The 16,615-nt window shown below is 70.7% G+C and carries 12 protein-coding genes; 4 read left to right on the forward strand and 8 right to left on the reverse strand.

The features are described from left to right. Nucleotides 1-41: 41 nt before the first annotated feature. Nucleotides 42-1,100, reverse strand: a complete 1,059-nt coding sequence (locus tag OG408_RS05760) for a hypothetical protein (protein ID WP_326668614.1) — start codon at nucleotides 1,098-1,100, stop codon at nucleotides 42-44. Nucleotides 1,101-1,377: 277 nt separating this feature from the next. Then, entirely contained in the window at nucleotides 1,378-1,590 is a 213-nt protein-coding gene (locus tag OG408_RS05765; RefSeq protein WP_326668616.1) for an MbtH family protein, read from the reverse strand. A gap of 365 nt (nucleotides 1,591-1,955) precedes the next feature. Between OG408_RS05765 and OG408_RS05770 the strand changes: the two genes are divergently transcribed. From OG408_RS05770 to OG408_RS05780, 3 genes are read left to right on the forward strand one after another with little or no spacing between them, the layout of a single operon-like run. Then, nucleotides 1,956-2,756 carry an alpha/beta fold hydrolase gene (locus tag OG408_RS05770; RefSeq protein ID WP_326668618.1) on the forward strand — a complete coding sequence of 267 codons (801 nt, stop codon included), beginning with the start codon at nucleotides 1,956-1,958 and terminating at the stop codon, nucleotides 2,754-2,756. Between the two features lie 59 nt (nucleotides 2,757-2,815). Beyond that, nucleotides 2,816-4,780: an ABC transporter ATP-binding protein gene (locus tag OG408_RS05775; RefSeq protein ID WP_326668620.1), complete on the forward strand. Its 1,965-nt coding sequence runs from the start codon at nucleotides 2,816-2,818 to the stop codon at nucleotides 4,778-4,780. 13 nt (nucleotides 4,781-4,793) lie between these two features. Further along, complete coding sequence (locus OG408_RS05780; protein WP_326668621.1) at nucleotides 4,794-5,735, forward strand: TauD/TfdA family dioxygenase; 942 nt, start codon at nucleotides 4,794-4,796, stop codon at nucleotides 5,733-5,735. Nucleotides 5,736-5,784: 49 nt separating this feature from the next. Here OG408_RS05780 and OG408_RS05785 read toward each other — a convergent pair whose 3' ends face one another. From OG408_RS05785 to OG408_RS05810, 6 genes are all read right to left on the reverse strand, one after another. Next, nucleotides 5,785-6,693 carry a GHMP family kinase ATP-binding protein gene (locus tag OG408_RS05785; RefSeq protein WP_326668622.1) on the reverse strand — a complete coding sequence of 303 codons (909 nt, stop codon included), beginning with the start codon at nucleotides 6,691-6,693 and terminating at the stop codon, nucleotides 5,785-5,787. Nucleotides 6,694-6,724: 31 nt separating this feature from the next. Further along, nucleotides 6,725-9,985, reverse strand: a complete 3,261-nt coding sequence (locus OG408_RS05790) for a non-ribosomal peptide synthetase family protein (protein ID WP_326668623.1) — start codon at nucleotides 9,983-9,985, stop codon at nucleotides 6,725-6,727. Beyond that, the gene (locus OG408_RS05795) at nucleotides 9,982-11,271 is read right to left on the reverse strand and encodes an ATP-grasp domain-containing protein (RefSeq protein ID WP_326668625.1); all 1,290 of its coding nucleotides are present in this window, start codon (nucleotides 11,269-11,271) and stop codon (nucleotides 9,982-9,984) included. The genes OG408_RS05790 and OG408_RS05795 overlap by 4 nt, the downstream gene beginning before the upstream one ends. Then, nucleotides 11,268-12,782 carry an argininosuccinate lyase gene (gene argH, locus OG408_RS05800; protein WP_326668627.1) on the reverse strand — a complete coding sequence of 505 codons (1,515 nt, stop codon included), beginning with the start codon at nucleotides 12,780-12,782 and terminating at the stop codon, nucleotides 11,268-11,270. Before argH ends, OG408_RS05795 begins: the two co-directional genes overlap by 4 nt. Then, a complete protein-coding gene (locus OG408_RS05805; RefSeq protein WP_326668629.1) occupies nucleotides 12,779-13,858 on the reverse strand; it encodes a cysteine synthase family protein in 1,080 nt (359 codons plus the stop codon). The genes argH and OG408_RS05805 overlap by 4 nt, the downstream gene beginning before the upstream one ends. 140 nt (nucleotides 13,859-13,998) lie before the next feature. Next, entirely contained in the window at nucleotides 13,999-15,462 is a 1,464-nt protein-coding gene (locus OG408_RS05810) for an amino acid adenylation domain-containing protein (protein ID WP_326668631.1), read from the reverse strand. A 190-nt stretch (nucleotides 15,463-15,652) separates the two neighbouring features. Between OG408_RS05810 and sbnA the strand changes: the two genes are divergently transcribed. Next, the gene (gene sbnA, locus OG408_RS05815; protein WP_326668634.1) at nucleotides 15,653-16,615 is read left to right on the forward strand and encodes a 2,3-diaminopropionate biosynthesis protein SbnA; all 963 of its coding nucleotides are present in this window, start codon (nucleotides 15,653-15,655) and stop codon (nucleotides 16,613-16,615) included.

The raw sequence follows: 16,615 nt of genomic DNA on the forward strand, positions 1-16,615 counted from the left end.
GCAGCGGCGGAACGTGATCTTCGGGGCCGCTCGTGCCGTGGTCAGGCGAAGGCGGGGAACGGGGGCAGGGGTGGGGTGCGCCACTCCTTCGCGGCCCGCTCCAGGAGCAGGGCGGCGGTCTCGGCCAGGGCCGGGAGCTCGCCCACCGGAGCGAGCTCCCGGCGCAGCTCCGTACACCGGTGGACCATGAGCTGTCGCACGGTCGGCGACGGCCCGCCGCGGCCGTTCAGCTTCCGGTCCCCTGCGAGGGCCTCAGGGAACAGCAGCATCGTGCTCGCCGTCCAGGCGCCGACGGCCCGCCGCACTCCGGCGTGCCAGAGCCGGTCGTCCCCGAGATCCGGGTAGACGGGCAGCAGCTCCGTGCGGAAGGCCTCTTCGACAGCGCCGGCGAGGGACGGTTCCAGCCGGAAGGAGCACCAGCAGCTGGGGAACGGCATGCGGCAGTACACGGCGGTCAGGAAGACGGACGGGAATCCGGAGTCCTCGAAGTCCAGGAGCTGCAGACCCGACGCTGTGAGGAGGTTGTTGTCGGGGCATGTGTCGCCCGGACTGAATCCCGGATACCCGTCGTTCTCCAGCTTCGCGATATCGGCGATGTCGGCGTCCAGTCCATCCGGAGGAGTGATCCCCACCCCTGCGAGGCGCTCACCGAGCTTGCGGACGTGCCTGAGGGGGAAGTTCACCTCCTGCAGCGAGGACGGGTCCAGGCCGTATCTGCGCCGCAGCGCGTTGAGTTCGGCCCGACGCCCGTGGGCACCCCGTGCGAGCTGACCGAGGCCTCGCGCCCATTGGAACAACCCGGCCCGGGCCGCGTCCGCGTCATCGCCGAGCAGAAGACCGGCAAGGCTCGGCGCGTTACCGAGATCGGTCATGACGATGAGCGCGCGGTCGGCGTCCACCGCGAGCAGTCTCGGTCCGCGGGAAGCGAGTTCGAGCCCGGAGGCCTCGGCGGCGAAGTCCTCCGCGGCGGCGTACGACTTGACGATCAAGGTGCCGCCCCGGTTGTCGCGGCAGCGGACCACGGTGCTTCGGCCGCGGCTGAGCTCGACGGGCTCGGTCAACTGCTCGCCCAGGGCCTCCGAGGCGGCTTTCAGGATCACGGGGGTGTCGCTAGCGCCGGGGAGCAAGGCCAGCCCTTCTCACTTTTTGCTGCGGGAACCGGGAAGATCCCCGGTTCCGACGGAATGACCGGAAGACCTGGACGTCCTTCTGCCGAGGATCAGGGGCAATGGCCCGATTTCTGCCACTGCCCCTGACATCACGCGTCACCGAGGAAAACACCCGCTCATTCATTCATGCGTGATGAGCTTTATCAGGCATGCGTGATGAGAATTCTTCAGGACCTGCCTGCGGGTTGTGAACCGGGGCGGGGATTCCCTAAGCCTGCTCCATCGCCCTGATGAGGCTCTTGGGCCGCATATCGGTCCAGTTCTTCTCGATGTAGTCGAGGCATTCCTGACGGCCGGCCTCGCCGAATGCCGTCTCCCAGCCCTCGGGCACCTCGACAAATATCGGCCAGAGCGAGTGCTGGCCCTCGTCGTTGACCAGGACCAGGTAATTGGCGTCCGGGTCTTCAAACGGATTCGTCACCTCGTTGTCCTCTCTCAGGGGTTCATGACGGGAGTACGCTTCGGCAGGTCGCGTTAGCGGTCTCGATCAGTAAGGGACACGGCAAGGGCCATTACGGCGAAGGCCATGCCTGGGAGCAGTATGCCTCTCCGTATGCGCGCCACGTCAACGCCGGTCACCCGTCACCGCTTCCATACCTCATGGAGCGCCCCCACACAGCAGTGCTGTTCAACTGTGCCGTGGCCGCAGTTGAACACTCGGGAAAGGAGGGAGGGAAATGATATGTCTTGATCGGCTCAGCCCGCGGTGCCAGAGTTCCGCCGGCCACCAGCATTCCGGAACGGCCATTCAGTGCCTCCGTCATTCCTACGAATCCCGGGAAGAGCATGCCTTTCATCAGCGCCAACGGAGTCCGGCTCGGCTACGAGCGCACGGGCCGAGGTGAGCCGGTGCTCCTCATCATGGGCTCGGGAGCGGCGGGCCACGTCTGGTCCCTCCACCAGACTCCTGCCCTGCACGAGGCGGGATACGAGACTGTCGTCTTCGACAACAGGGGCATCGGATCCTCCGACGCGCCGCCCGGGAAGTACACGCTCGCCGACATGGTCGCCGACACCAAGGGGCTGATCGAGGCCCTGGACCTGGGCCCGTGCCGCATCGTCGGGACGTCCATGGGCTCGATGATCGCGCAGGAGCTGTCGATCGGCTCCCCCCACCTGGTGCGGTCCGCGGTTCTGCTCGCGACCAGGGCGCGTTCGGACACGGCCCGCAGCGCGATGCTCGCCGCCGAGCAGGCACTGCGCGAGAAGGGCATCGAGCTGCCGTCCAAGTACCACGCCGTCAGGACGATGCTGGAGATGCTGTCCCCCACGACCATGAACGATCCGGACGCCATCGCGCCCTGGCTCGAAGTGTTCGAACTCAGCGGCGGCCACAACGCGGCCGACGGTCAGGCGTGGGTGTCCCACGGCGGGGACCGCCGTGCGTCACTGCGCGAGATCACGGTGCCCTGCCGGGCCGTCGCCTTCTCCGACGACGTGATCTGCCCGCCGCATCTGGTCGCCGAGGTGGCCAACGCGATCCCCGACTGCGACTTCGTCGAGATCCGCGACGCCGGCCACCTCGGCAATCTGGAACGCCCGGAAGCCGTCAACACGGCGATCACCGAGTTCTTCGAGAAGCACTGAAACACCGCCCCACCCCTGATGACTCCTCACCACTCCTACTGAAGGCGAGGGAGCTGACCATGACGCGGAAGCCGATCCCCGGAAGGAGGCAGCAGCGTCACGGGACAGGACCTCAACGTGTCCGGTTCGACGACGAGTCCGTCACCCGGCAGAAGATCAGGCCGGGCACGGTGCGCCGCATACTCCCGTACGCCCTGCGGCAACGCGGGACGATGACGATGCTGGTGCTCTCGATCGCCACGCATGCGGCGGTCACCGCCGTGAGCCCGCTCCTCCTCAAGGTCATCATCGATGACGGCATCCTGCCGAAGAACACCGAGCTCATGGTCTGGCTGTGCCTCGGCGCCGTCGGCCTGTCGCTCCTGGACGCCGCTGCGCTGTTCTCACAGGCGCGGTGCGCGGGCAGGGTCGGCGAAGGACTGGTCTACGAACTGCGCACCGTCGTGTTCGACCACGTCCACGCGCAGCCACTGGCGTTCTTCATGCGGGCCCAGACCGGGGCGCTGGTCAGCAGGCTCAACACCGATGTCATCGGGGCCCGGCAGGCGCTGACGACCCTGCTCTCCCAGACCGTGTCGACCGTGCTCACGCTGCTGCTGGTGCTCGGGTCGATGTTCTACCTGTCCTGGCAGATAGCCCTCGCCGCGCTGGCCATGATCCCGTTCTTCCTGCTCCCCGCGCGGCTGGTCTCCCGCAGGCTCCAGCGGCTCACCCGGGAGTCCATGAAACTGGACGCCGAGATGAGCTCGATGATGACCGAGCGCTTCAACGTCGGAGGCGCGCTGCTCGCCAAGCTGTACGGGCGCCCCGCCACCGAGTCCGAGCTGTTCGCGCGGCGCGCCGGACGCGTCCGCGACATCGTGGCCACCCGGGTCGTCTACGGCCGGATCCTCTTCATCGTCCTCACGGTGCTGACCGGCCTGACCACGGCCCTGGTGTACGGCCTGGGCGGCTGGCTGACGATCGAGGGCACACTCGAACTGGGCACGCTGGTCGCCATGGTCGCCCTGCTGCTCCGGCTCTACGGGCCCGTCAACGATCTGTCCAACATGCAGGTGACCGTGCTGACCGCCCTGGTGAGCTTCGACCGGATCTTCGAACTCCTCGATCTGAAGCCCCTGATCACCGAGCGGGCGGACGCCGTGGAACTCCCCTCGCAGCGACCGGCCCCGGTTCCGGCGCCCCGCACCCCCGCGGAGGCGGCACACGGCGTCCAGTTCGACCACGTCTCGTTCCGCTACCCCGCGGGCGACGAGGTCTCGCTGACCTCGCTGGAGTCCACCACGGCGAGCGGGCCCGCGGGCCCCGACGACGACTGGGTGCTGCACGATCTGAGCTTCACCGTCCCGACCGGAAGCCTCACCGCGCTCGTCGGCCCGTCGGGAGCGGGCAAGACCACCATCACCCAGCTCGTGCCCCGGCTGTACGACGTCACCGAGGGCGCCGTCCGGATCAACGGCCACGACACCCGCGATCTGACGCTCCAGTCGCTGCGGGACGCGATCGGCGTCGTGACCCAGGACGCGCACCTCTTCCACGACACGCTGCGCGCCAACCTGGAGTACGCACGCCCCGGCGCCGGCGAACAAGAGCTGATCGAGGCCTGCAGGGCCGCGCTGATCTGGGACACCGTCACGACGCTCCCCGACGGCCTGGACACCGTCGTCGGCGACCGCGGCTACCGGATGTCCGGCGGTGAGAAGCAGCGGATCGCGCTGGCACGGCTGCTGCTGAAGGCCCCGCCCATCGTCGTACTGGACGAGGCGACGGCACACCTGGACTCCGAGTCCGAGGCCGCGATCCAACGGGCCCTGCAGACCGCGTTGCACGGCCGTACCTCACTCGTGATCGCGCACCGGCTGTCCACCATCCGCGAGGCCGACCAGATCCTCGTCATCAAGGACGGCCGCATACGCGAGAGCGGGAGGCACGACGAGCTGCTCGCTCTCGAAGGGCTCTACGCGACCCTGTACCGCACCCAGTTCGCCCACCAGTCCGATCAGCCTCAGTCCCAGCCGAACTGACGGAGTTCCTCACATGACCGAGCACCTCTTCCCTGCCCGCCTGGAAGCCGACGCGGGCAACGGCCCCGAGGGCCCGTCGACGTGGATCGCCGGGCACCGCGCGGAGATCGACGCGGCCGTGGCCGCGCACGGAGCCGTTCTCGTCCGGGGCCTGCCCGTCGACGGCCGGGACGCGGCGATCGCCGCCGTCCGCGCCGTCCTCGGCAGCCCCATGTCCGAGCGCGAGGCGTTCGCCCCGCGTGACCACTACGAGGACGGGATCTACTCGTCCACGCACTGGCCGGCCGACCAGCCCATGTGCATGCACCACGAGCTGAGTTACGCCGCCGAGGTCCCGCGGCTGCTGGCCTTCGCCTGTGTGACGCCGCCCGCGGCCGGCGGCGTCACGGCCCTCGCCGACAGCTCCGCGGTGCTCGCCGACCTGCCGTCCGGACTGATCGACCGCTTCGAGCGGCACGGCTGGCGGCTCGACCGGCACTACAACCCGTACGTCGGCACTTCCTGGCAGGAGGCCTTCGGTACCGCCGACAGGACCGAGGTCGAACGCTACTGCGCGGCCAACGGAGTGCAGGCGCGCTGGCACGACGACGGTGCGCTGACCACCCGCCAGACACGTCCGGCCGTCCTCACCCATCCGGACACCGGGGAGCGCTGCTGGTTCAACCAGATCGCGTTCCTGAACGAGTGGACGATGGCGCCGGAGGTACGCGACTACCTCCTCAGTGAGCTCGGCCCCGAGAGCCTGCCGTTCAACACGTTCTCCGGGGACGGGGCGGGTCTCGACCGGGCGACGGTGGACCACATCAACGAGGTGTACGAGAAGCACACGGTGCGCGAGCCGTGGCAGCGCGGGGATCTGCTGGTCGTGGACAACCTGCGGGTCGCCCACGACCGGGAGCCGTACAAGGGCGAGCGCGAGATCGTGGTGGGTCTCGGCACCCCGTTCCGTCCCTGATGTCCCGGGGCCGCCGGGCGCCCATGCGGCGCCCGGCGGCCCCGGGACATCAGTCGAACGTCAGCGTGCGGTAGATCATGAGGTTCCCGGTCAGCCGCTGGCAGGACTGGGCGGCCGCGGCGAGCTGCGCCGGATAGTCGGGAGCCCCGGCGTCCAGCAGGATCCCCAGCGTCGTTCCGCTGTGCCCGGCCACGACGCCCAGCCCGCCCGCCGACTCACAGATGCCGACCATGGCCGGCAGTGACCACTTGTGGCGCAGCACCTGGTTCATCCGGGCGCTCGCCGTCGCGACCCGGCCGACCTCGGCCAGGTCGCGACGGGACACTGCGTGTGTCAGGCGAGCGAGAAGCCGCTCGTACTCCCGCTTGTCGGCGGTCGTGAACGGCTTGGGGAGAGCGTTGAAGTCGACGGTGTCGACCTCCCCGCCCTCGTCCACTCCGACGACCGTCATCGCGGGCAGCGAACCCAGCAGGGCGCGCAGCCGCACGCTGCGGTGGTGGTAGGCGACGATCGACGGGTAGAGCACCCCGTCCGTCGGCTCGATCCGGGCGAGGTAGGACTCGATGCGCCGCGGCGGCATCGGCTCACTGAGGGCGTTGGCCACGGCGCGCGCCGTGGCCACCAGGTCCGCCGACGAACTGGCCAGGCCCTTCCCCTCGGGCAGCTGGCTCTCGATCGTGAGCTCCCCGCCGCCGGCAAGCCCGGTGTCCTCCAGGATCATGGACGCGAGCCGCAACGCCTTGTGCTTGTGCTGCGGCCGGACCGACGTCATGTCGCTTCCCGGGTCGAAGGTGAAGCGGGCCATGCTCCAGCGCGCCACCGGGAGGGTCACCAGGAAGTCCCCGTCGTCCTCGGGCAGGACTCCCTGGAGCAGCTCGCCGAAGGTGCCGAAGGCCGCGCTGACCCCCGTGGCGGCCGGCCGGTGGCAGTCGGGACCGCCCTTGAGTGTTCGGAGCATCTGAGTGCCTTCTCCTCCGTTGCCCGGACCGTCACTCACGTGCTTCGCAGGCGGCTCTCACGAGGCCCGCCGTGCGCGCCGAGCGGGTACTGGCGAAATAGTGGCCACCATCCTCCAGTTCGTGCAGGACGACCCGGTCGGAGACCGTCTTCCACTCCCCGTGGGCCTCGGCGAACCGCGCGGTCGACGCGTCGTCCCAGGCGATCACCACGTCGACGGGGGCGTCGATGCGGTGGTCCTGCGGGTTGTCGCGGATCCGGAGCTGATGGGTGTTCGAGGTGAGGACGTCGTGCCGATAGGCGCGGCCGACGACGTCCGCCCGCTCGGGCTTGAGCTCGTCGAGCTCGATGTAGGCGTTGTCGGCGCGCAGCCGGCCGAGCAGCGCCTGGGTGTCGGCGCCTTCGACTTCCGCCATCTCCGCCCGCAGTGCCTCGTCGCTCTCCAGCAGGAGGGCGCCGATGAACACCCGCTCCGCCGGGGTCCCCGTCTCCTGGAGCAGCCGGGCCGTTCCCAGCGCGTGCGCGGCGCCCGCGCAGTGTCCCCACAGCAGGACGGGCGTGGACACGTGCTCGGCTATCTCCTCGCACACCCGGCGGGCGATGGCCGGCACGTCCTCCATGGGCTCGGCGTCCCCGGTGAAGTCGTGGCCGGGCAGTTCGACACCGAGTACGGCGACGCCGTCCCGGGCCAGCTCGGCGGCGAGGGAACGGAAGTTCAGGGCGTTGCCGCCCGCATAGGGGAAACAGACGAGCGTGTGGTGCGGCGCCCGTACGGTCGCCAGGGGCTGGAGCAGCCGGGGCACGCCCCGCTCCGCGTCGGCGGTCCGCTCCGCTCCGCTCTCGCGGGCGGTGAGGGCCTCCGCGAGGTCGGCCAGGACGGGCCGGGCGACCAGGTCCTTGAGGGTCAGGGCACGGTCGAGGTGGATGAGGAGGCGTACGGCGGCGAGTGAGGTGCCGCCCAGGTCGAAGAAGCTGTCACTGCGCCCGATCCGCTCCAGCGGAACGCCGAGCACCTCGGCCCACAGTGTCGCCAGGCGCCGCTCGGCGGGGGTACTGGGAGCCGCGTAGGTGGCACCGCCGTGGCCCAGCGGGCCGGCGAGCCGTTCCAGGCCCTTCTTGTCGACCTTGCCGTTCTCCGTGAGCGGGAGGCGCTCCAGCTGGTGGAAGTAGGTGGGCACCATGTACTCGGGCAGCAGTCCCGCGAGATGGTCGCGTGCCTGCTCCGTGGTGATGCCGTCGGCGCAGCTGAAGAAGGCGACGAGATGGCGCGGTTCGCGGGAGCCGTCGATGACGACCGCGGCCTCCCTGATGCCGGGCAGCGCCAGCAGCTTGTTCTCGATCTCGCCGATCTCGATGCGGAAGCCGCGGATCTTCACCTGTTCGTCCCGACGGCCCAGGTACTCGATGCGGCCCTCGGGCAGCCAGCGCCCGAAGTCCCCCGTGCGGTACATCCGGGTGTCGCTGCGGAACGGGTCGGACACGAACGCCTGCCGGGTGCGCTCCGGGTCGTTGATGTAGCCGCGGCCGACGCAGATGCCGGAGAAGGCGATCTCCCCGGGGGAACCCAGCGGCACGAGCCCGAGGTTCTCGTCGAGGATGTACGTGTTGACGTTGCGCAGGGAGCGGCCGACGGTGATGAAGTCCCGCTCGGGCAGCCCGTCGAGAACCTCGTGCATGGTGTCGTCGGAGACCTCGGTGGCGCCGTAGGCGTTGCTCAGCTTGATGTGCGGGAAGACCGCGAACCAGCGCTGCACCAGCTCGTACTTGAGCGCCTCACCGGTCACCGAGACGAAGCGCAGCACGCCGAGGTCGCGTGTGTGCTGTTCCAGGTGGGTGAGGAGGACCTCCAGGTACGAGGGAACGATCTGGGTCACCGTCACCTGTCCCTCGACGATCTCGTCGAGGAAGCCGTCGATGTCCAGCTGTGCCTCGGTGTCGACGACGCGGACCGTGCCGCCGACCATGAGGGGGGCGGCGAACTGCCACAGGGAGATGTCGAAGCACTGCGAGGCGGTCTGGGTGACGACCTCGCCGGGCCCCTCCCCCATCTCCAGGTCCTCGATCTTCATGTTGAGGTGGTTGACCATGCCCACGTGCTCGCACAGGGCGCCCTTGGGCGCACCGGTGGAACCGGAGGTGAAGTAGATGTACGCCGACTGCCCGGGGTCCACCGTCACCTCGGGCGGGTGGGCCGGGCCTTCCTCGGCGTGGATGCGCGGGACGGACAGCTCACGGGGCGGTGTGGTGACGGCCGCGGAGGCCTGGCGCACGAGCTGCTCGCTGCCGGGCTCGGTGAGGGCGAAGGCGCAGCCGCTGCGGTCGAGTTGGGCCGCGACGCGGTCGGCGGGGAAGTCGGGTCGCACGGGGAGGTATACGCCGCCCGCCTTGAACACGCCGATCGCGGCGGCGATCCAGTCCAGGGTGCGGTCCATGACGACGGCGACGACGTCCTCGGGCGCCAGTCCCGCGGCCAGCAGTGCGTGCGCGACGCGGTTGGCCCTTGCGTCGAGTTCGGCGTACGTCCAGTGCCGCGTGCCGTGGACGGCCGCAAGCGCGTCGGGGGCGCTGCGCACCCGGTCCTGGAAGAAGTCGGTGAAGGTGCGCGCGGGAATCCCGGTGCGCGGGCCGGCCAGGCCGTGGAGCTGGGTTTCGATCTCGTCGCCGGACAGCAGGTTCTCCCTGTCGTGGCGCGTGTCCGGACCGGCGGCCAGCGAACGCAGCGCGGCGAGGTGGTAGCCGGCGAGCCGCTCGGCGTATTCCCCGTCGAGCGCCGCGCGGTCGTACAGCACCCGCAGTGCGAGCCCGGCACCGGTGTCCTGCGCCCAGGCGAGGCGCAGCACGGCCCCCGCGCGCAGGGTCGCGTCCTGCCCGGGACCGGCACCGCCGGCCCGCTGGGCATCGCCGGGGGCAAGCCCGGACAGGTCGATGACGGCCTCGGGCGTCGTCGCCGTCCGGTGCCGGGTCCCGGTGGCCCCGGCGGCGGTGCGTATCAGCTCCGTCCAGGTGCCGGGTTCCACCACGAGGTGCAGCGTGGTCTCGGCAGCCCCCGGCGCGGCGAGGTGGCCGATCGTCAGTTCGGTCTCGCTGACGAGCGTGGCCAGGACACGCGCGTGCGCGGCGAGCAGCAGGTCCGGCAGCGGGCGGCCCAGCCGGCCCGCCGTTTCCCGTAGCTTCGCGGCCAGTGCGTCCGGCAGTCGCTGTTCGTGCGTGCCGGTACCCTCGCCGCCGCCGGCCGGTGCGGTCCAACGGGGAATGCTGGTGAACGCCTGGCTGTTCGGGCTGTGATCGGTCATCGGTCCCCGGCTCCTTCTTCCAGTCCGTTTTCCGGTGTGTCCTGCTGGGCGTGCGGTGCTGCCGGCGATGCCGGGACTTCGAAGCGGATGCGGATCTGCCGGAGAGCGGCCTCGGCGCCGCGCGTGGCGCTGTCGGTGTCCGGCCCCTCGGAGACGACCAGGGCCAGCCGGTCCTGGAACGAGTTCGTGAGCCGGACGACGCCGCCTGCGGCGACTCCGGCCCGTACGGTGACGACGCCTGGGCCCGCGAGCGCGTCCTCGACTCCGTCGACTGCGACGATCCGTCCCTCTTGCCCGGCACGCAGGAAGCGGACGGCCGCGTGCCCCGCGCCGGAGCCCGCGGCATCCGGCTGCTGCCCCGCCGCCAGGGCGACGACGGAGTCGACGAGGTCGATGCCGAGCGCCGCACGCACCGCGACGGGAATCATGCCGCCCGCGAGGCGCGGATTGACCTCGATGACGACCGGCCGCCCGCCGGACAGCCGCAGTTCGGTGTGGGCGGCGCCCCACGCCAGGCCGAGGGCCGCAAGGCTGCGCAGCGTGGTGTCCGCGAGCGCAGCAGCCGTCGCGTCGGGTACGGGAGCGGGGATGTCGTGACCGGTCTCGACGAAGTAGGGCTCGGGGCCGAGGTGCTTGGCGACGACGGCGACGACAGCGCCGTCGAAGGTCTCGACGGAGAACTCCGGTCCCTCGACGGCCACTTCGACGAGAATCCTCGTCGGCACGGGATTGCCGCGCTCGTCGGTGGCCCGGCCGAGGAGCTCACCGGCCCACTGACGGGTCTCGTCGCCGTCGCGGCACAGCCGTACGCCGACCGAGCCGGAGCCGGTGGTGGGCTTGAGGACCACCGGGTATCCGAGTGCGTCGGCAGCGTGCCCCGCGTCCGCCACGGTCTCCACGCTCCGGAAGGCGGGCACCGCCACTCCCCCGGCCTCCAGGGCCAGGCGCTGGGTGTCCTTGGCCCGGCAGCGGTCGACTGCGTCGCCGTCGGCGGCGGGCAGACCCAGCTTGGCGGCCGCGTGGGCGGCCGGTGCGACGAAGTACTCGGAGCTGGAGACGAGCCCGGAGAGGCCACCGTCGGCGGCGAGTGCGGTGCAGGTGTCGAGGACGGCTCCGAGGTCGCCGGTGTCCAGCACCCGTGTGTCGATGCCGTCCTCGGCCACGTACGGGTAGCGGCCCGGGTCCCGGGTCAGCAGCACCGGCCGCATGCCGCGGGCGCGTGCGCGGACGCAGAACTCACGCCCCGTTCCCGTGGTGTTGCTCTCCAGCAGTGCGAACCAGGTCATGCGGATTCCCCCGTGCGGTCGGTGACCGTGCCGTCCGTTGCCGTAACGTCCGGCCCGTGCGCGGCGAGGACGGTGTCGACGGCCGCGGTGAGCCGGACCCGCGACTCCCGCAGCCGGTCCCGCCGGGACGCCAGCCAGTCCCCGTCCGAGGCCAGACGCCGCCGCAGCGTACGTACGACCCGGTCGCAGGCACCGGGGCCGCCTCCTCGGTCGTGGCTGTCAACGGCCTCGCGGAGGGTGGGGAGTTTGCTGCCCGCACCACCGAACTCACCTTCGGGCAAGGCGACTTCGGTGAGTTCGGTACGGCCGGCCTCGACGGCTTCGCGGACAGCCGCGCCGACGGCGTGGTGTGCCGTGCGGAACGGCACCCCCTGGGCGACCATCTGGTTGGCGATCACGGTCGCGGTCACGAAGCCCTCCCGGGCGCGCTGTTCCATGCGCCCCGTGTCGGGGCGGGCGCCGATGACGAGGACCTGTGCGAGCAGGACTCCGTCCCGTACGGCGGCGAAGGCCGGCCAGGCCACGGCGACCGCTTCGCTGCCGACCTCGATCGAGTTGGTGAAGGGCGTCGACTTCATGGCGGCGGCGGCAGCCGTCCACGCGCCGACGGCCGGTGCGGCCTTCGCCTTGAGGTGCTCCAGGAGGAAGGCGTTGCGCTTCTGCGGCATCGCGGAGCTGCCCCCGACGAGCCGCTCGGGGAAGGCGAGGAAGCCGAACTCCTGGGTGCTCCACAGCTGCAGGTCGGTTCCGAGCCTGCTGAGCGTCAGCCCGGCGGAAGCGGTGGCCGCGAGGGCGCGCAGCACGGTGTCGCGGGACGCGACGGCGTCGATCGCGTGCAGCGGCGGCTCGTCGAAGCCGAGCAGTGAGGCGGTGCGCTCGGGGTCGATGGGCAGGTCGGTCCCCGCGACGGCGCCCGCGCCGAGGGGACAGCGGTCGAGCTCCTCGACGGCGTGCCGGAGCGCGGTGACGTCGCGGTCGAGTGCGGTCGCGATGCCCGCGAGGTAGTAGCCGTAGCTGATCGGCATCGCGGGCTGGAAGTGTGTGTAGACCGGCATCAGGGCGTTGCGGTGGGCGCGGGCTCGGGCGAGCAGCACGGCCTGGAGGCGCAGCAGCTCACCGAGCAGGTCGAGTAGTTCGGTGCGCAGCCGCATCGCGGTGGTGGTGGCCTTGATGTCGTTGCGGGAGCGGCCGGTGTGCAGTTTGCCGCCGACGTCGGGACCGAGTTCCGTGATCAGCCGGCCCTCGTACATGAGGTAGAGGCCGCGTGGCGCGTCCATGCCGTACAGATCGCGGAATCCGGTGTCGCGCAGGGCCCGGATGCGGGTGAGGAGCGCGGCGGCCGCCTCGCCGGGCAGCAGCCCGGTCTCGGTCAGCATCACCACGTGTGCGAGGTCGATAGTGCTGATGGGCTCGAGTTCGGCACGGATCTCCTCGGGTCCCGGCTCGCCGTAGACGACGCGGCGGGTGCGCGGCCCCAGGGTGCGGGTGAGCCGTCCGGTGGTGGCCGTCATGTGAGGGTCCGTTCGCTGTGGGTGTGCGTCGGGCGGTCCACGGCACCGGGTATGTCCGCGTAGCCGCGGCGTCCCCAGGGCATCCTGGTCCAGCGGTCGTGGACCTCGGCGGGTGAGCCGACGGTGACGGGGCCCTCCGGTTCGCCGGCCCGGTCGAGCCGGTAGCCGTTCTCGTCGAGCCATGCGTCGTCGTAGACGGTGGCCTGGTAGCGGTAGCCCTCGTCGGGCAGGAGCACCACGCAGGTCTCGTCCGGGTGCCTCTCGGACCACCACCGTGCGGCCAGGTAGGCGGCGCCGCTGGTGGGCCCCTGGAACAGGGCGTGCCGGGCGTGCAGCCTGCGTGTCATCAGGTACGCCTCGGCGGCCGTGCACCAGTGGACCTCGTCGAAGACACTGTGGTCGAGGTTGGCGGGCCAGAGGCTGTTGCCGAGGCCACGCAGGGGGCGCGGCCCGTCGGGCTGGCCGAACAGCACGCTGTGGTGGGTGTCGACGCCGAGCGCGACGGTCTGCGGGGTGTGTTCGCGCAGGCCCCGTACGGTGCCGCACATCGAGCCGCCCGAGCCGACCGGCCCGACGACGCAGTCGACCCGTCCGAGCGTCCGGACGAGTTGCTCGGCGACGACTCCGTAGGAGCGGGGGTTGTCCGGGTTGGTGTACTGCTCGGGGCAGAAGGTGTCGGGCAGCCCGGCGCGGACCTCCGCGAGACGGCGCAGCCGCGCCTCCTGGAAGCCACCGACGTCGGCGGGCTCCAGGCAGATCTCGACCTTCGCCCCGAGGTCGACGAGGCGCCGGTGCAGATTGTCGTCGATGGCGGGGTCGCTGACCAGGATCAGCTCGCGTCGCATCAGTGCCGCCTGCATCGCCAGCGCGAGGCCGAACGTGCCCGACGTGGTCTCCACGATGACGGTGTCCCGCCCCAGCTCGCCGCGCTGGTCGGCGTGGCGGAGGATGTAGGTGGCGGGGAGCAGCTTCATCAGGGTGAAGACCGCACCGTACAGGTTGGGACCGAGCCGGATCAGGCGCGGCATCATCTGCGCCTCGGTGATCGAGTGGTACGTCGGTGGGGTCACCGGCATGGAGCAGCTCCCTCGCAGGGCGGTTGGTTCCGGTCTCGGGGTCGGGGGTGCGGTGAACGGCGCCGCGGCGGGCGCACCGCGGGACCCGGAAGCGGTCTCCGTGGGTCCGGTGCGTCCCCCCGCGCGCCGCCCCGGCGGCGTCACGCGAAGTCGTGGACGACGACGGCTGCGGCGGCGACGCTCGGGTGGCGCTGGAGGACGGCCTCGATCTCGCCCAGCTCCATCCGCACACCGGCGATCTTGACCTGCCGGTCGACGCGTCCGAGGTACTGGAGCGCGCCCTGCGGCAGGACCGTCACGGCGTCGCCCGTGCGGTACAGCCGCCCGGTGGGGGTCGTTCCGACGGGGTCCCTGAAGAACGCCTCGCGGGTCCTTTCGGGGTCGCCGGTGTAGCCGCGGCCCACGCCGGTGCCACCGACGAACAGCTCGCCGGTGTCGCCGGGTTCGCAGGCGTGCCAGCCGTCGTCGTCCCGGCGCAGCACGTAGAGCTGGGTGTTGATCACCGGTGCGCCGATCGGCAGCCGGTTCAGTGCCAGGTCGCCGGTGACGACCCTGTGGTGGGTGACGTCGTCGGAGCACTCGGTGGGTCCGTAGGCGTTCAGCAGCCCGGCATGCGGCATCTCGGTCAGCCAGCGTCTGGCCACCTCGGTGGGCAGTTCCTCGCCGGTGGCGAGCATCCAGCGCAGGCCGGCGAGCCACCCGCCGTCGGGGGTTGCGGCGAGATCGTCGAGCAGCAGCCTCACCATGGTGGGTACGAGCTCGACGACCGTGACCCCATGGTCCTCGACCACGCCTGCGAACGCCACCGAGTCGTAGGCGATCTCGTCGCTGATGACGCTGACCCGGCCCCCGTTGAGGAGTGGGCAGAGCATCTGCCAGACCGAGATGTCGAAGCCGAGCGGGGCGGTCTGCGCGAGGACGTCGTCCTCGGTCATCCCCAGATCCACGATCTTGGCGTACAGGTGGTTGATCATGCCCTGGTGCTCGACGACGGCGCCCTTGGGGCGGCCGGTGGAACCGGAGGTGAAGAGCATGTAGCGCGGCTGGTCGGGGCTCTCCAACCGCGCGGGCCCCTGCCACGGGGGGCAGTCGGCGGCGGCGGAGGCGCTGATGAATGCTGCGCCCGCGGCCCGTGCGCCCTCGGCGAGCGCAGGTGTGACCGGGCCGGGGTCGGTGCAGAGCAACAGCACTGCCCCGGACTGGCCGAGGACATCCGTGACGCGCTGCCGCGGCCAGTTCGCGTCGGCGGGGACGTAGACGGCGCCCAGGAGTTCCAGGGCGAGGAAGGCGGAGATCACATGTGCGCCGCGGGCTCCTCCGACCGCGACGACCGTGCCGGCGGCGACGCCCGCCCGCTCCAGCAGGGTGGCGGTTCGGCGGGCCTCCGCGGCCAGTTCGGAGTAGCTGAGTGCACGGAGCCCGTCCCTGACGGCGGGCCGGTCCGCGACCGCGGCCTGGCGCTCGACGCGGGTGATCACGGCGTCGGCGAGGTCGACGTCCAGTGCCCGTTCCATCCGCAGCTCCCGGGCGCGCCGGATTTCCGCGGGAGAGATGGTGAGTTCCGGCAGCCCGGCAAGCGGCAGCAGTTCGTCCGCGATCGTCATGACTCCACTCCTCGACTTGGCGCTCGCTCCTGGCAGCACGGGGAAGCTAAACGAAACAGCCGTGCTTGCAGGGCAAGTTGGCCTCCCGTACGTTAATCCACATTCCGGCGATCAGGGAACGTTCCCCTTCCGGTCCCAGCCACCCGATTCTTCGTCACCCTGGCTCTCACCTCGCAGCGGAGTCGGCAACGTGCCCACGATTATCAATGCACCCCAGCAATTCATCGTCGAGGACCTCTACGTCGACCTGCGCGCCGTGACGGGAGCTCCGCTATATCTGAAGTGCGAGGGATTCAACTTCGCCGGATCCGTGAAATTGAAGGCAGCGGCGGAGATGGTCGCGGCGGCGGAACGCAGCGGCCGGCTCGGCAAGGACTCGGTGCTCGTGGAGTCCTCCTCGGGCAATCTGGGCATAGCGCTGGCCATCATCGCCGCCAGCAAGGGCTATCGCTTCCTGTGCGTCACCGACCCCCGCTGCAACAGCGCCTCGCGGCGGTTGATGCAGTCGCTCGGCGCCGAGGTCCGTGTGATCACGGAGAAGGACGCGAACCAGGGCTACCTGGAGAGCCGCATCCGCCACGTACGGGAGCTGTGTGCCTCGCGGGACCGCTACGTGTGGCTCAACCAGTACGCGAATCCGAGCAACTGGCAGGCCCACTACCGCCATACGGCGCCGGCCATCGTGCAGCACTTCCCGGACCTCGACGTGCTGTTCGTCGGCACGGGCACCACGGGCACGCTGATGGGCTGCGCCCGCTACTTCAAGGACCACGGCGTCCCCGCCACCATCGTGGCGATCGACGCGGAGGGCTCCGTGACGTTCGGCGGCCTGCCGGCGCGTCGCATGGTGCCCGGTCTGGGCACCAGCACCCGCCCCAAGCTGGTGGACGAGTCGTACGTGGACGACGTCGTGCTGGTCGACGAGGCCGACACGATCCGGATGTGCCACCGGATGGCGGGCCGGGGCTTCCTCTTCGGCGGCTCCACCGGAACCGTCGTCAGCGGGGCGACCCGCTGGCTGGAGGCCAAGTACCCGGGGGAGAACCCCGTGGCGGTGGCGATCTCGCCCGACTTCGGCGAGCGCTACCTCGACTCGATCTACGAAGAGGGCTGGCTGCAGGAGCACTTCGGCCCCCTCGATCTCTCTGACTGA

The organism is Streptomyces sp. NBC_01257, assembly GCF_035917255.1.
Taxonomy (GTDB): Bacteria; Actinomycetota; Actinomycetes; order Streptomycetales; family Streptomycetaceae; genus Streptomyces.

What these genes read in the sequence shown, in the direction of transcription:
- OG408_RS05780 (WP_326668621.1), top strand. Translation starts at nt 4,794, where the DNA reads ATGACCGAGCACCTCTTCCCTGCCCGCCTGGAAGCCGACGCGGGCAAC.
- OG408_RS05795 (WP_326668625.1), bottom strand. Translation starts at nt 11,271, where the DNA reads ATGACCTGGTTCGCACTGCTGGAGAGCAACACCACGGGAACGGGGCGT.
- OG408_RS05805 (WP_326668629.1), bottom strand. Translation starts at nt 13,858, where the DNA reads ATGCCGGTGACCCCACCGACGTACCACTCGATCACCGAGGCGCAGATG.
- OG408_RS05790 (WP_326668623.1), bottom strand. Translation starts at nt 9,985, where the DNA reads ATGACCGATCACAGCCCGAACAGCCAGGCGTTCACCAGCATTCCCCGT.
- argH (WP_326668627.1), bottom strand. Translation starts at nt 12,782, where the DNA reads ATGACGGCCACCACCGGACGGCTCACCCGCACCCTGGGGCCGCGCACC.
- OG408_RS05785 (WP_326668622.1), bottom strand. Translation starts at nt 6,693, where the DNA reads ATGCTCCGAACACTCAAGGGCGGTCCCGACTGCCACCGGCCGGCCGCC.
- OG408_RS05770 (WP_326668618.1), top strand. Translation starts at nt 1,956, where the DNA reads ATGCCTTTCATCAGCGCCAACGGAGTCCGGCTCGGCTACGAGCGCACG.
- OG408_RS05775 (WP_326668620.1), top strand. Translation starts at nt 2,816, where the DNA reads ATGACGCGGAAGCCGATCCCCGGAAGGAGGCAGCAGCGTCACGGGACA.
- OG408_RS05810 (WP_326668631.1), bottom strand. Translation starts at nt 15,462, where the DNA reads ATGACGATCGCGGACGAACTGCTGCCGCTTGCCGGGCTGCCGGAACTC.